Raw genomic sequence first — 14,961 nt, forward strand, 5'->3', positions numbered from 1 at the left:
TCCGCGCCAATTAGCATTGCTCTTTAACATCATCTCATAAATGAAAAAGCCTTGAACAATGTTCAAGACTTTTTCAGAGATCATATCACTTTTGCAGGTTCTCCGGCAAATAAAGCAGCTGCGTTGATACCTAGCATTTTATCAATTTGCTGTTCGTTTATACCGCCTTCACGCAAAACCGGAAGAATATTCTCAAAAATATGGGCTGGCTGCCAGTTCTCCATAATTTTAGCCACTTGTTCATTCATCACCGGCGGCCTGCCCAGCCAAATATTTACTGTATCGTGTGCCAATAAAATCTGATCTTCGTAACCTTCTTTTAATAATGACAAAAGTGTCGTGACTCGTTCATGATCGAACGGTGTTCCCGCTAAAACTTGACATCCAAAGCGGTCAAATCCTATCCGGACACCCTTCTCCATCACTTCCTTGTGATAATCTGGATTGGTGTTGCCGCACATGTGTCCTATAACGATTTTATTTGGGTCAACCCCCAGCTCAATCAGCATTTTAGCTTGCTCAGGGCCCATTGTTCCTTCCTGCGTATGCGTCAGGATCACGATTCCGGTTTCCTGATGGATTCTAGCGGCTGCACGGAAAAATAATTGTTCATATTCAGTTATTTCATCCTTGCTCGATGCAAGTTTAATTATTCCCGGTTTAATCCCGGTTCCTGCAATCCCTTCAGTAATTTCTGATTTAAACATTTGATAGATTTCTTCTTCAGCTGTCCCAAGTGCCTGCCTAAGCTTAAAATAAGGCGGAGCTCCTTCTCCTTCATAATAATATCCTGTTGCACAGATGATTTGCAGGCCCGTCGCTTCCGAGATTTTCCTCAAAAATAATGGATCCCTGCCGCACTCATTTGGGGTTGGATCGACAACAGTCTGCACACCGTACCTCTGCATGAGTCTGGCAATTCCAATAGCAGTTTCTAAAGCCTCTTCTTCTTTAAACCCACCAAGTGTTACATCACCTTGATACCCCGGGTAGCCAAAAATAAAGTGTTCATGGATGAGAGTTTTCCCTAGCTGGTCAATGAATATTGGTCCTGTAACGGTTTCTACTGTTTTCATAATATGGGTCACCCTTTCATCTTCCTTTATAAACGATGGCTTGTAACGTTTTAATGGAGTATTTACAATATGCAATCAGATTTTTGCTGCTTTAGAATTCATTACTTTCCTTTAAATTCTGGCTTCCGCTTCTCCTTAAATGCTTTAATCCCTTCCTGATGGTCCTCCGTTTGAACCATTAACATCTGAATCAGTCGCTCTTGCTCAAGAATTTCTGCTAAAGATGCGGTAAAGGCCTGATCTACTAATTTCTTTTGTTTCCCATATGATTTTCCCGGGCCATGCGCTAATTTTAATGCCAGTTTGGTTGTTTCTTCCTGAAGTTTTTCTAATGGGTAAAGGAAATTGATCACACCTAATTGATATAGACGCTCAGCTGATATCGGTTCAGCAGTAAAAAGGAATTGTTTTGCCAAATGCGGTCCGATTAGTCTTGGAAGGAAGTAAGAGCCGCCACCATCGGAAATTAGACCTACTTGTGAAAAGCTTAAAGCATATTTACTATCCTCTGCGGCAACAATTAAATCACAGGCTAACGCCAAATTGAAACCTGCACCTGCTGCAAAGCCATGGACTGCAGCAATAATCGGTTTTTCCGTTTCTTTCATTTGTAAAATTAGTTCATTCAGCTTGCCAATATGCTCATAAACTTGAACAGCTCCCGATTGTCCCATCGTTTTGACATCCCCGCCGGCACTGAATGAACGTCCTGCGCCAGATAAGACAATAACTTGAATATCCTCGTCAGTTTGGGCGTTTTTCAAGGCCTCTTTTAATCCTAAAATCATTTGAGGGCTAAAGGCATTTAAACTTTCTGGACGGTTCAATGTTAACGATAAAACTGGTCCCAATTTCTCTACGATTAAATGTTCTTGTGTCAAAATTCATCTTCCCTTTCTTTTTTATTTGGCACTATTAAATTTTCCTGTTGATTTTGCTCAAGGCACGAGCGGTTCGCGGGCGTGCCGGAAGAGCCTCCTTGGTGCTGAAGCACCTTCGGGGTCTCCCCGGCCCCGTACTCCCGCAGGACATTGAATGACTTCCTTGAATTCGCCCACACACGAAGGAAATGCGTTAGCATTTTCGAGAAGTCTTCGTGCCTTCCGCTCCAATCAACAGTGTTTGAATATCAACATTGTTCTTTAACATTGCCTTTTATTTAAACAGCACGGCTAAACTTGCCTGTTGATTTTTTACTGCGATCAACAAAATGGACAAAATGGCAAGGTTTAATCAGCCAGCCGCCATCTACGAGTTATTGTCATATTAAATTTTTTCGTTTGCCACCAAAGTTCCATGCTGAATAAGCCCTGCGGTAAAACGATTTAATCCGGCGAAACGTTGATCATTTGTCTGACCTTTTTTAAACCGATAATAGATTTGCTGAACAATCACAGCAAGCTTGAAGTAGGCAAAGGTTAAATAAAAATGTAAATCTGAGACATCTCTGCCGCTTTTTTTGGCATATAACTCGATAAAATCCCTGCGCGTGAGAAATCCTTTGTAAACCGCCGTAACAGGATCTTTTCCGAGCCCTTTTTTCAAGGTTTCAGGATCATCAGGAAGATTCCAATAGCTCATCGCCACTCCAAGGTCAGCTAGAGGATCGCCTACTGTTGTCATTTCCCAATCAAAAAGGCCTGACATTTTCGTGAAGTCCTCCGTTAACATGACATTATTCAATTTGTAGTCATAATGAATGATGGTTACCTCTTCATTTGCTGGAATATGATCTTTGAGCCACTGCATTAAGGCTTCCACCCCTGCAATTTCATCCGTTTTCGCTCGTTCATATCTGCCGATCCAGCCATGAACCTGACGTTCCATGAATCCCTTAGGCTTGCTTATTTCCGCAAGTCCTGTTTCCTTGTATGAAATGGAATGCAATTCTACAAGTTTATCAACCATTATTTCAGAAATTTGCTTGCATAGTTCCGGTGTCACCTGAACCCCTTCAGGAAATGATGTATCAAGGACAATGCCTCGTTTTCTTTCCATAATGAAGAAAGGACTGCCGACGATTTCAGGCTGCTTCGAAAAGACCAGTGTTTTTGGTGCCACAGGAAAAATGGGATTCAATTCAGAGAGAATTTTGCACTCTCGTTCCATATCATGGGCTTTCGGTGCTACTGGACCAAGAGGTGGACGTCTCAACACAGCCTCCCATTCTCCCATCTTTAGTTGATAGGTTAAATTGGAGTGGCCTGCTGAAAATTGAAGAACTTCAAGAGGTTCATTCGGCAACGAATCTATTTGCTCGCGTAGAAAATTTTCTAAAATCTTTAAGTTCAACTCTTCTCCCTGCCTAACAGGGATAACATCCTTACTTACTTGATGAGGCATGTTCATCCTCCTATTGATTCGAAATATTCAGTTTTATTACTTTGAACTCAAACTCTAAATTGACACATTATTAAATACTAACCAGTCAGTATGTTTTTTGTCTTAAAGAGGGTGTTTTTGTAAATAACCCCCTCTTTTACTTTTCGTTAATCCATTTGTATTCCCTTTAAAATCATTTCCACAAAAATTTCCGTTACTTCATAATCAGTCGCACTGCCGCTTGGATTAAACCACTGATAGCTCCAATTCGTAATTCCCAAAATGCCAAATGTAATAATTTCGGCATTTAAATCAGGGCGGAATTCCCCTTTCTGAATCCCTTTCTTCATTAATTCTTCAATGTTATAACGAAATTGATCTCGTTTTTGAACAATCAGGGCAAGGCGTTCTTCGTTTAAATTTTTCATTTCCCGAAAAAAGATTTTGGCGGCTGAACCTCGCGTTTTGATATCAGATATTAACATGAAAATGATATCAAATAATTTTTGTTTACATGTCTTCGAGTCGTCCATTAGGATTCTTTCCTGCTGGGCAAGCAGTTCATTAATATATCCATGGTGGATATCCATTAACAGTTCTTCTTTACTTGAAAAGTAATAGTAAAAAGTCCCTTTTGTCACCCCGAGAGAATCAACGATATCCTGAATCGAGGTTTCACTAAAACCTTTCTGTTCGAATAAGCGGATGCTTTGCCCTGTTATTTTCTCTTTCACTTTTGTGTCCTCGCAATCTGATAAATATCTACCGGAAATTATACCATACTCTTTTCTCCCCTTTATAGAACAATCCATGATTCCTTAAGGATTTTCCATTTTAAAATATCAACTTTAAGATTACTTTTTAAGAGATTCTTCTCTTAAAGTACGTCTTAGGATTTTTCCAACTCCCGTTTTCGGCAGTTCCTTACGAAACTCCACAATCCGCGGAACCTTATAGGCAGCCAGATGTTGGCGGCAATACGTCATGATTTCTTCTTCAGTCGCTGTTTTTCCCGCCTTCAAGACCATTACTGCCTTCACATCCTCACCCCGATAAGGATCAGGGACACCGATAACAACAGCCTCTTGAATGGATGGATGTTCATATAATACTTCTTCAATATCACGAGGATAAATATTATAACCGCTAGCAATAATCATATCTTTTTTCCGGTCTACGATATATAAATATCCGTCTTCATCTACTTTAGCAATATCTCCAGTATATAACCAACCATCTCGAAGAGTATTGGCTGTTTCTTCCGGCATATTCCAATATCCCTTCATAACCTGTGGACCTTTAATGATAACTTCACCTAGTTCACCTGTTGGCACTTCTTTTGTACCAGTTGCAAGGTCCACAATTTTATATTCTGTTGATGGCACTCCAATTCCTACACTTCCAGGTTTTCTTTCTGCAAATGGAGGATTACAGTGCGTTGTTGGCGAAGCTTCTGATAAACCATATCCTTCGAGAATTTTTGACCCTGTTTTGTTTTCAAAACTGCGCAGTAGTTCAACCGGCATCGGTGCACTTCCGCTGTTACATGTTTCAATACAATTAATCCCATATTCTACAGCCTTTGGATGATTTGTAATGGCTACATACATCGTCGGAACTCCCGGAAAAATCGATGGCTGCTCATTTTTTATCGTGTTTAAAACCTCTTCCAAGTCAAAACGAGGCAGCATGATCGATTCTGAGCCCATAAATATAGACAGATTCATACAAGAACTCATTCCAAAAACATGAAATAATGGAATCACGGTTAAACATTTTTCCTTGCCAAATTCCATTTCATGTTTAAAGAATTCATAGGCTTGAAGAACATTGGCTAATAAATTCTTATGTGTCAGCATTGCGCCTTTTGAGAGGCCGGTTGTTCCTCCTGTATATTGAAGGATTGCGACATCGTGCTCCGGCTCAAACTCTACTGGAGTGACCATTCCATTTCCTTCTTGCAGAAACTCTTCAAAACTGCGGTCTGGAGTGAAATCCTGTACAGAAGGCTGCAGGCTCACAACGATCACTTGTTTTAAATTGGTTTGCTCTTGCACGCTTTTTACCCTTGGATATAATGTATCAAGAATAACTATTGTTTCAGCCCCGGAGTCATTTAAAATATATTCAAGCTCTCTCTCCACAGACATTGGGTTAACCTGTGTAACGATGCCACCTGCATTTAGGATCCCGTAATAGGCAATTACGTATTGCGGACAGTTTGGAAGCATAACGGCAACCCTGTCTCCCTTATGGACCTGGTTATGCTGAAGACTAGAAGTGAATGCTTGGGATAGTTGATAAACTTCTTGATAACTAAACTTTCTTCCGTAAAATGACAGGGCATGGTGATCAGGAAATTTCTCAAATGTATTTTTTAAAATCTGCCCCAAAGGTATATTTGGAATTTCAATGTTTGTTGCAATGGATTCAGGATAATGTTTATGCCACATTTTCGTTTCACTCATCGAAATACCTCCAAACAGTAATTAAAGAACTAAAAGGTATGACCGCCGCCATCAACGGACAGGGTTGTTCCGGTAATAAAAGAAGCTTCATCTGACGCCAAAAATGCAACTGCATTCGCTACCTCATCGGGAGTGCCAATCCTTCCTAGGGCATTCGCCTTTGAAATAATCGGCCACTTCCACTCATTTTGTTTCCAATTTTCTATAATTTTGGTATCGATTACTCCTGGGGCAATAGCATTTACCCGAATATTGTATTTTCCATATTCAAGGGCGGCATTTTTTGTTAGCACGACAACACCTGCTTTTGAAGCGTTATAAGCTGATGTATATTTCTGCCCTTTTAGCCCTAGTAAACTCGTAGTATTAATAATGGATCCTCCACCGGCTTTGATTAATTCTGGGACAGCATATTTGATCCCTAAAAACACTCCTTTGAGGTTGATGTCAACTACACGGTCCCATTCATCTTCAGATAATTCCACACTCCGGACTTCAGAATGACCAATCCCTGCATTATTAAACATAATGTTGAATGAACCGAAGGTGTCGCTTACCTTTCTAATTAATTGTTGAACATCAGTTGAATCTGAAACATCCGTCTTCACAAAAATAGCTTTTCCACCTAAATCATTTATCATTTTAAGAGTTTCTTCTCCCGAATTAGCATCAAGTTCGGCAATTGCTACATTTGCCCCTTCTTTGGCAAAACGCAGAGCTGTAGCGCGTCCTATCCCACTGCCACCTCCAGTAACAATTGCTGTTTTTCCCTGTAGATTCATTTTCGTCATTCCTTTCTCTTATGAACACGCTTACAAAAAATGATATCATTGCGATCTTGCAATCTTAAAAAACCATTCTTCTATTAAGCTAGGGAAAATGGAAAAATGGACTCTTAACTCCAACTTATACCAACCAGTTAGTATGTAGATACTTTCATTATACATTTAAATTAAAAATATTCCAATTCTTTTCAAAATATTCTAATTACTTTTTTCATTTAAGCCCTTTATCTATGGTGATTTTAAGCAAAATTAACTCCGGACGAAATAGATGATTCTAAATCGGACAGAGTTAACTTGGATCCCTTAAAAAAGTATTTAAAAATAAATACATTTAACTGTTTAGCATAATATAATTATTGTTTAATTGATAAAGACTCCTCTGCAGTTTGGCGAACAAGCCAATCTGAAAGACGTTTGGTTAACTCCGGATGGAGCGGCAGATTCGCTTCTGCAAAAATATCTTTTTTTACAGATAACATTGTGGAAGTTTGGGTTACGAATTTACAAGAATGGCCCATATTTTCAACTACATGATACTCGCAATCTCCTTTTACATAATTCGGAAGCTCTTTTAGTATTTCGGGATTTGCTTGAATATCCCTTGCACCTGTTATGGCAAGAACTGGACAAGAAACATTCGCTAAATCTTCTTTCACATTATAAGCAAAATGCTCCCGAAACCATTTTGCGTTTATTTTAACAAATCCTTGTTTTATTACAGCTTCATTCGCGGCTAAAAATTTTTGAATTTGCTTTTGAGCTTGTGATTCAACTTTTTTATGGACACCTAACATTCGCAGTAAAGCCCCTTGGAACCCTTTGGCATTCAAAATATCCTGTGTTGCAATATCCCTTTGTCTTTTCAAGGCTTCACTAAGTCGCTCCACTGCTCCTGAAAGCAGAATTAAGCCCCCAAGCCTTTCTCTTACAGCCACCGCAGTTCCAATAGTGCATCCCTCACTATGACCTAACACTATGACTTTTTCAGGGTCTACTTCAGGTAAAGATTTTAAGAATTGTACAGAAGTACACGCATCTTCTACCAAATCCCACAAACCGGCGGAATAGAACTCACCACCACTACCTCCTGTACCTCGTTTATCATAACGTAAATTAATAATCCCAAACTCTGTTAAATAGGCTGCTATTTGCTGGTATAGTTTTAAATCCTTACTTTCACTTATTTTACCGTTTCGATCAATTTTTCCTGATCCCGTAATTATCAAAATGGCAGGACTTTTCTCTCTACTAGTATCAGGAACAGACAACGAACCTTTGATTGCAACTGAACTTTGAATCGTAACATCTTTTTCAAAACCTGTCATTAGATTCTCTCCCCATCTATTCAAGTGATTTATCTGGTATTAAAATCGTTGCAATGGTCCTTCTTCTTCTTCCTTTCGCCGGCTTATTTTGGCCAACTTTCTGATAAACTTTTACTAAATCTTGAGTGAAATCAGTAAATTCTTCATCACTCAAGTATATAGAAGCCTGGCGAAACGACACTCCATCTGATAATAAATCAATATCCCCGTGAGATAAATAACGTTCATATTCCCCCAGTAAGTTTGCAAAAAATTTAATAAATAACTCCATATGTTCATTTTTTGACATCTTATTTAAGTCATCTGGACTCAAAAAAGGTTGATCTAGGATTGAATATACTTTCTCAACTGTTCCACGAATAGGTTTTTCATCCACCACGTGAATAACTCCCGCTTCCAATAACTTTTTTAAGTTACGGTATAACGATGCTTGGGGGATATCGGGAAGCCTCTCCTTTAAGTCTTGTGCTGTCAGCTTCTGGTTGATTAAATGCTGAATAATTCTCATCCGCACTGGATGTAAAATGATATCAATAGCTGAATCCTTCATCATTTGATCTCCTATATATATTATCATTATCGATAATGATAATAATGTATTTTTTAATGATTGTAAAGAAAATAACCACATAATTTTCTCGAAATTATAAAACGTTTTTCCCCTATAGTTACATGAAATGCCAGTTTATCACCAATATTATAATGAGGAGGGATCGAGGATATGATGTTTTCCTGGTTATTTGGCATTTGGCTATCGGCCCAACAAATACATTCGCCTGCAAACATAACAATTACAAAAGATGGGATACCTATTACTACTTTAAATCGTGCTGAGCTTTTCAATCCATACATTGATTTACCCATTCTCAATCCGAAAAAAATGGAAGGTTTCTTGAATCAATTAAACAAACAAATTTCAACACCTACAGAGGATGCCAAAATCGACAAACATGGAAATATAATCCCTGAAAAGGTAGGTTTTCAACTGAATCAGCAAGATTTAACAGAACAATTTTATCGTTCTTTTTATAATCCCAATCGCGCTAGCTTGGAAATTCAACTAGTTCCCGTCTACCCTAAAGTGGATGGTGAACTGCTAAGCTATATTCGCATTAAAAGGATTGGAAGCTATGTAACATCGTTTAACCCGCAAAATAAAAATCGGACGAACAATATCCAATTGGCCTCTGATGCGATCAATAATTCGGTTGTATTTCCTGGAGAAAAATTTTCTTTTAATAAAACTGTTGGTAAAAGAACAGCAGGAAAGGGATATCTCCGGGCTCCGGTCATACAGAGAGGAGAGTTTTCAGAGGACATTGGAGGCGGAATTTGCCAAGTTTCATCCACATTATTTAATGCTGTCGATAATGCCGGTCTAAAAATAGTACAACGATTTTCCCACAGTAGAAGTGTTTCATATATCCCTCCAGGGCGAGATGCAACGGTAAGTTGGTATGGACCTGATTTTGAATTTAAAAATGAATATAACCAGCCGATATTAATCAGAGCACGTACATTAGGGCATTTATTAATCATTAAACTATACTCATCTGATAGTATTCAGTATATACCCAGAAAAGTGCCAAACCCTCCTATATACTGATAAAGTCCGCGAAATCGCGGACTTTGTTGTTACTGTTTATTGTTCATAGCACTTTCCATCAATTCCTCGGAAAATTCAGCCAGAGCAGCATTATCCATACGGCTTATATCTGTCCGGCCTATATTCATGCTTGGAGTGAAATTGTTCAATGTGTTTTTCAAAGGAAGTGCAAAATTACTGCGCTTTCCCCTTGTTAATCCAAAAACGGCTGCACTAATTCCAACACCAAATAATGATGCCCACATTGCACCGAAACCCTTTTTTCGCTTAGGCATAAACATTCTGAGAAATGGCAGGTTTCTTAAATTCATTTACAGCACCCCTTTTTTCTTAAGTTCGAAAGAGCAAATACCCTTTCATTAGCTTAATTTGTGCAGATTTGAATGGAATATAATTAGATAATTTCAAGCAGAACTGTTATTTTGTTGAAGGATTGCCTCCAAATGCTTCGTACAATTTTTCTTAGAAAACAACAAATGGGTTAATACCATTATTCATATGAATCCTACATGTGTAATTAGATTGGACTTAGTCATATTAAAATGATCCTTTTTTTAAGAACTAATATGGAATCAAGAACCACTCAGGTACTCCCGTCATAAGATGCAAAAAAGGTATGAGGTGGTGCCCAATGGGAGGTTTAACATATATTGACTTCTTAGCAAAGTTTGGTGTTGGAGGTGCCCATCCTGGGGGAATACTGTTAACAAAAAGTATGCTTACACAAGAAAATATTAAACCAGGAGCCACAATTTTGGATGCAGGATGCGGTACAGGTCAAACAGCAGCCTACCTGTCACAACACTTTCAAGCGAATGTAGTGGGAATTGAGCTAAATCCTATCATGGTAGAAAAAGCCAGAAGTCGATTCCAAAGTTTGCAGCTTCCTGTGCAGCTAGTCCAAGGTTCAATAGAAAACATCCCTTTCCCAGACAATACATTCGATTTTATTTTATGTGAATCAGTATTAGCTTTCGTAAATAAACCCATTGCATTAAATGAGTTCTATCGGGTATTAAAAAATAATGGACGATTAATTGCAAATGAAATGACCATAAATTCCAAGCTAAGTCAAAGCGATGAGGAAGAAATCAAAGAATTTTACGCCATTGATTCTTTATTACTTGAAGAAGATTGGAAACGTTTATTGACTGATTCTGGATTTCAAAACATAGAAATCAATGCACCATATATGGATCTTCTCCAAGGAAGTCCTTCACAGGAATTTAATTTCTCGCAAAATTTTGAACCAGAGCTTTTTAGTATTTTGAACCAGCATGGCAATATGCTTGTAAAGTATCATGATACTTTAAGCCACAGAGCCATTACTTGTACAAAACCGTGATTTAAGAAAATAAAACAGTTTTGAAATATAAAAAAAGGGACAAGATTAGGTTACTAACCCTTGCAACACTATTCCGACTTTCATAGTTTATAGCAAGTACACATACAAAGGAGCAGTCGGAATGGAACTGAATTATGAGAGTGCACAGAGACTAAAAGGAGAAATCATTAAATATAAAAATAACGAAGGTATATGGGTAATTGGGAGAGTGGTAAAAGTAAGGAAAGATGGCCTTGAGATAGAGGAATTGAAAGCTTCAATCCCAAGTGATGGCCATGGGTTTGGCTTCTGGGGACCTTGTTGGGGACCACCTGCTTTCATTCCATTTGTGGCATTTGGTGTTGCCTTCCCATTCTTCTGGTAAAGCAAGTATGAATTTCATACTTGCTTTTTTCATGAATTAAAGTCACTTGTCTTTCATGTATATTCTTCACTTTTGGTTAAAAAATAAAAATGTGAAAGGACTGATGAAAACATGGACAAAACTTTAGGCTATCTTCGTGAAACTTTATCAAATTACACGGACGAGCACCATTCAATTGCTAAGCAGCTATACCATAAACTGACAGGTGGTCATTACAAAACCGAGGAAGCCTTTGTCAGGCAATTAAGCCAAAAGGAAATTGGTTTTCTCAATCAGATACTTCAAAATGAAATACAATACGCGAAACAAGAACAAGACGAAAAGAGAGCTTATGAACTAAATGAAGTATACGAATTGTTATTTTAATAATTGGCTTTGTCAAATTGACAGTTTATTTTCCTGCCGATTTTAACAAAGCTAATAAAAAAGATGGCGTTTAAAAATTGCCATCTTCTTATTTTATGTGTCAATATTCCCACCATTATTTCCTAGGTAAGCGCAAAGTCTGACAAAAGACGATCCTAAAAGGAGTATTTTTCCCTAGTTTACGACAAAAAAACATAATATTTGCTTGTTTTTATTTTTAACGGCGAGAAAACCAGGTAATTATTTCTCCTGATTATTTCCGGTATTTCTTAAACGTCCTGCCTCTTTTAAAGCCTTTTTTATAATTAATTCCATTTGCGCATTCACACTGCGAAACTCATCTTCTGCCCATTTTTCCACAGCATCGTATATTTGCGGATCAATACGAAGTAAAAATCGCTTTTTATCTGCCACAAGACCACACCTTAATAAATGGTTCCATTATTGATGACTGGCTGAGTCCCCTTATCTGAAACTAGTGCCACCATTAGATTATTTACCATTTGTGCCTTTTTTTCTTCATCCAATTCAACCACACCCTCACTGCTCAATTGATCAATTGCAGATTTCACCATTGAAACTGCACCATCAACGATCACTTTCCTGGCAGCCAATACTGCCTTTGCTTGTTGCCGTTGCAGCATGGCATGAGCAATTTCACTGGAATAGGCTAAATGCATGATTCTTGCTTCGATAATTTCCACCCCTGCAAAAACCAGTCTCTTCTGCAGATCCTTTGTCAGTTCTTCGGCAACTTCATCAGAATGTTGCCTAAGAGAAATCTCATAATCATTATTGAAATTATCATATGGATATTGACTTGCAATATGGCGAAGGCCAGTTTCACTCTGTGTGTGAACAAATGTTTTATAATCTTCTACACCAAATACAGCTTTTGCACTATCAGAAACTTTGTAAACAACAACTGCGGCAATTTCAATTGGATTACCTTCCAAATCATTGACTTTAAGCTTATCACTATTAAAATTGATGACCCTAAGCGAAACTGTTTTTCTAACCGTCAGCGGTATGGTCAGCCAAAATCCTTCTTGTTTAATTACTCCAAGATAACTTCCAAATAACGTAAACACCTTTGCTTGGGTTGGTTGAACGATCGTAAAACCCGATAAAATTAAAATGGTAATCAATGCACATAAAATAGCGGCTATAAACAATGTAATACTGTCGCTACGTGAAAATTGGCTAAAACAGACTAGGGTAAGAATGGCAAAAAACAAGAAAAGTATTACTCCTAAAAAACCATTTATTTTGCCTATATCTTTCTCCTTCATTCCAACCACTCCCTATTTTTTACTTACCATCTTTCACCATCATGATATCAGTTTAATATCAAAAAAGATAGTAATAAATGGAAAAATAAAAAGGGGCTGAATTCAGCCCACTTCTAGTGTATATCCCTTTTCTTAAATCTTCCGCCTCTGACTTCAGCAATATCTGCAACCGCTAAAAAAGCATTGGAATCTTTTTCTGTGACAATTTCTTTTAATTTCGCTTCTTCCAAGCGATTGACTACACAGAAAATGACTTTTTTATGATCACCGGAAAATGCTCCTTCTCCATTTAAATAGGTCACTCCACGGCCAAGTCGATCCATGATTGCAACGCCAATTTCTTCAGCATAATCGCTGATAATCCATACCGATTTTGATTCATCAAGGCCAGTGATGGTGATGTCAATGGTTTTAAAGGCTACGAAATAGGCTATTAAAGAATACATTGCCCGATCCCAAGTAAAAACGAATCCTGCACTCCCTAAAATAAAGAGATTAAAAAACATAATAATTTCGCCCACTGAAAACGGGAGTTTATTGTTAAAGAGAATGGCCAGTATCTCAGTGCCATCTAACGAGCCGCCATAGCGAATTACTATGCCAACTCCCATCCCGAGGACGACTCCTCCAAATACGGTTGCCAGGAGAATATCTTGGGTAAATGCAGGAACAGGGTGGAGTAATGTTGTGGCAATGGAAAGTACAATAATTCCATAAAGAGTAGAAACAGCGAAGGTTTTTCCGATTTGCTTATAACCAATAAAGAAAAATGGGAGATTAAACAGAAATAGAAAAATACCAAGTTTCCAACCGGTAATATAGGAAAGCATGATGGAAATTCCTGTGATTCCTCCATCAATAACCTTGTTGGGTACAAGAAATATTTCCAGCCCTACTGCCATTAGTGTTGCCCCAAGTGTAATAAGCAAAATTCTTTGTAAAATCTTTTTCTTCGTGAGCCTGCGGTGTTGAATCTTTTCTATTATGATTTCTTGTTGTTCCATTAGCGTTAAATCCTGTGTTTCTGACATTCACTTGCCCCTCTCATGTACAGTTTCTTATTTATAGGATAACGAAAATGTTTATGAAATTGTAATAAAATGCTCTCTTTCTTTTCATTGTCTTTGTAAAGTCCAATACGTTACAAAGATTTTTTATGTATCCATTAAAATAAAGAAACTGCCCAGAAAAGGCAGCGGCATTTTAACTTGGCCCCACTTCATCATATGAAAGTGTGGTAACACTTGTATATTCACCTTTTTCTATTTCCTTTTCGTTTGCACTTTGTTCTAGTTCTACTTGATCATCCATTCCTGGCGCTATGGTCGGTATATTTTTTTGTGTTTCATTTCTTTTCATGATAACTTCCACCCCTTTCGGTGACTATTTTTTCTCATTTACCAATAAAATATTCGTATTTTTGTTAAGTGTCGATATTTTTATCTTGGTTGTCACCCCCCTCTTTTTCCCATTACTTGAGTAACGAAACAGAGTGCAAATAATACCTAACGAATAAACAAAAAAAGGCTGCTTCATTATAGAAGCAACCTCTTTTTGTTTTAACATCTTAGGAGACCCAACCATGACATCAGCTAATTAGATTCGCAATACCTATTCCTCTTTAGTCATTACTGATCTAAAGTGAAACTTGGAAAAATCAACCGATGTGTGTTAGTTCCGTTGAAGGAATTAATTCACATAATTTGATGGAATTCAAATTCCTTTAGACACCTAATTCTCGGTACGATCACCGAGTGAGACTCACATACCTCTATTCGAAAACGGCTCCCATTACAATTTAGGTTTGGGTTCTAATAAGAATAATCTTATTGACAAAACTTTAACTTTTTCTGCATATTAGAAAGCAATCCTTCTTCTAATAAGTTCTTAAATTAATCTTCATGGAATGAAGATTAATTGGCAAGAAGCCATTAAAGATTTGTACCCAACCTTCATGCATTTCATAGGAACTATTTCCAAATAACTGCAAAAGATTTAACCTAACAACCTTA

The 14,961-nt window shown here is 37.8% G+C and carries 17 protein-coding genes; 4 read left to right on the forward strand and 13 right to left on the reverse strand.

Annotated elements, in window-relative coordinates:
- Positions 1-80: 80 nt before the first annotated feature.
- From HPT25_RS23805 to HPT25_RS23840, 8 genes are all read right to left on the reverse strand, one after another.
- A complete protein-coding gene (locus HPT25_RS23805) occupies positions 81-1,079 on the reverse strand; it encodes a phosphotriesterase family protein (protein ID WP_173071430.1) in 999 nt (332 codons plus the stop codon).
- A 98-nt stretch (positions 1,080-1,177) separates the two neighbouring features.
- Positions 1,178-1,957: an enoyl-CoA hydratase/isomerase family protein gene (locus tag HPT25_RS23810; RefSeq protein WP_173069933.1), complete on the reverse strand. Its 780-nt coding sequence runs from the start codon at positions 1,955-1,957 to the stop codon at positions 1,178-1,180.
- 385 nt (positions 1,958-2,342) lie between these two features.
- Positions 2,343-3,419, reverse strand: a complete 1,077-nt coding sequence (locus tag HPT25_RS23815) for a phosphotransferase family protein (protein WP_173069934.1) — start codon at positions 3,417-3,419, stop codon at positions 2,343-2,345.
- 146 nt (positions 3,420-3,565) lie between these two features.
- Positions 3,566-4,132, reverse strand: a complete 567-nt coding sequence (locus tag HPT25_RS23820) for a TetR/AcrR family transcriptional regulator (RefSeq protein ID WP_173069936.1) — start codon at positions 4,130-4,132, stop codon at positions 3,566-3,568.
- 120 nt (positions 4,133-4,252) lie between these two features.
- The gene (locus tag HPT25_RS23825) at positions 4,253-5,866 is read right to left on the reverse strand and encodes a long-chain-fatty-acid--CoA ligase (protein ID WP_173069938.1); all 1,614 of its coding nucleotides are present in this window, start codon (positions 5,864-5,866) and stop codon (positions 4,253-4,255) included.
- 29 nt (positions 5,867-5,895) lie between these two features.
- On the reverse strand, positions 5,896-6,648 hold the full coding sequence (locus HPT25_RS23830) for an SDR family NAD(P)-dependent oxidoreductase (RefSeq protein ID WP_173071432.1): 753 nt from the start codon (positions 6,646-6,648) through the stop codon (positions 5,896-5,898).
- 356 nt (positions 6,649-7,004) lie between these two features.
- The gene (locus HPT25_RS23835) at positions 7,005-7,976 is read right to left on the reverse strand and encodes an alpha/beta hydrolase (RefSeq protein ID WP_173069940.1); all 972 of its coding nucleotides are present in this window, start codon (positions 7,974-7,976) and stop codon (positions 7,005-7,007) included.
- 16 nt (positions 7,977-7,992) lie between these two features.
- Positions 7,993-8,526, reverse strand: coding sequence for a helix-turn-helix domain-containing protein (locus tag HPT25_RS23840; protein ID WP_217269821.1), 534 nt, complete (start codon positions 8,524-8,526; stop codon positions 7,993-7,995).
- A 171-nt stretch (positions 8,527-8,697) separates the two neighbouring features.
- Between HPT25_RS23840 and HPT25_RS23845 the strand changes: the two genes are divergently transcribed.
- Positions 8,698-9,582, forward strand: a complete 885-nt coding sequence (locus HPT25_RS23845) for a VanW family protein (protein WP_173069944.1) — start codon at positions 8,698-8,700, stop codon at positions 9,580-9,582.
- A gap of 29 nt (positions 9,583-9,611) precedes the next feature.
- Here HPT25_RS23845 and HPT25_RS23850 read toward each other — a convergent pair whose 3' ends face one another.
- Complete coding sequence (locus HPT25_RS23850; protein WP_173069946.1) at positions 9,612-9,893, reverse strand: hypothetical protein; 282 nt, start codon at positions 9,891-9,893, stop codon at positions 9,612-9,614.
- Between the two features lie 320 nt (positions 9,894-10,213).
- Here HPT25_RS23850 and HPT25_RS23855 point away from each other — a divergent pair, with 320 nt between their 5' ends.
- The 3 genes from HPT25_RS23855 (at position 10,214) to HPT25_RS23865 (ending at position 11,657) form a co-directional block, all read left to right on the forward strand.
- Positions 10,214-10,927: a class I SAM-dependent methyltransferase gene (locus HPT25_RS23855; RefSeq protein ID WP_173069948.1), complete on the forward strand. Its 714-nt coding sequence runs from the start codon at positions 10,214-10,216 to the stop codon at positions 10,925-10,927.
- A 121-nt stretch (positions 10,928-11,048) separates the two neighbouring features.
- Positions 11,049-11,291: a hypothetical protein gene (locus HPT25_RS23860; protein WP_173069950.1), complete on the forward strand. Its 243-nt coding sequence runs from the start codon at positions 11,049-11,051 to the stop codon at positions 11,289-11,291.
- Between the two features lie 111 nt (positions 11,292-11,402).
- On the forward strand, positions 11,403-11,657 hold the full coding sequence (locus HPT25_RS23865) for a sigma-G-dependent sporulation-specific acid-soluble spore protein CsgA (RefSeq protein ID WP_173069952.1): 255 nt from the start codon (positions 11,403-11,405) through the stop codon (positions 11,655-11,657).
- A 240-nt stretch (positions 11,658-11,897) separates the two neighbouring features.
- Here HPT25_RS23865 and HPT25_RS23870 read toward each other — a convergent pair whose 3' ends face one another.
- The 4 genes from HPT25_RS23870 to HPT25_RS23885 form a co-directional block, all read right to left on the reverse strand.
- Positions 11,898-12,071, reverse strand: a complete 174-nt coding sequence (locus tag HPT25_RS23870) for a type II toxin-antitoxin system antitoxin (RefSeq protein ID WP_173069954.1) — start codon at positions 12,069-12,071, stop codon at positions 11,898-11,900.
- Positions 12,072-12,082: 11 nt separating this feature from the next.
- The gene (locus HPT25_RS23875; protein ID WP_173069956.1) at positions 12,083-12,949 is read right to left on the reverse strand and encodes an SPFH domain-containing protein; all 867 of its coding nucleotides are present in this window, start codon (positions 12,947-12,949) and stop codon (positions 12,083-12,085) included.
- Positions 12,950-13,062: 113 nt separating this feature from the next.
- Positions 13,063-13,953 (reverse strand): YitT family protein, encoded by an 891-nt coding sequence (locus HPT25_RS23880; protein ID WP_376767988.1) that lies wholly within the window; start codon positions 13,951-13,953, stop codon positions 13,063-13,065.
- Between the two features lie 199 nt (positions 13,954-14,152).
- A complete protein-coding gene (locus HPT25_RS23885) occupies positions 14,153-14,308 on the reverse strand; it encodes a hypothetical protein (RefSeq protein ID WP_173069960.1) in 156 nt (51 codons plus the stop codon).
- Positions 14,309-14,961: the final 653 nt, after the last annotated feature.

Origin of the sequence: Neobacillus endophyticus (assembly GCF_013248975.1) — a bacterium.
Classification (GTDB): Bacteria; Bacillota; Bacilli; order Bacillales; family Cytobacillaceae; genus Neobacillus; species Neobacillus endophyticus.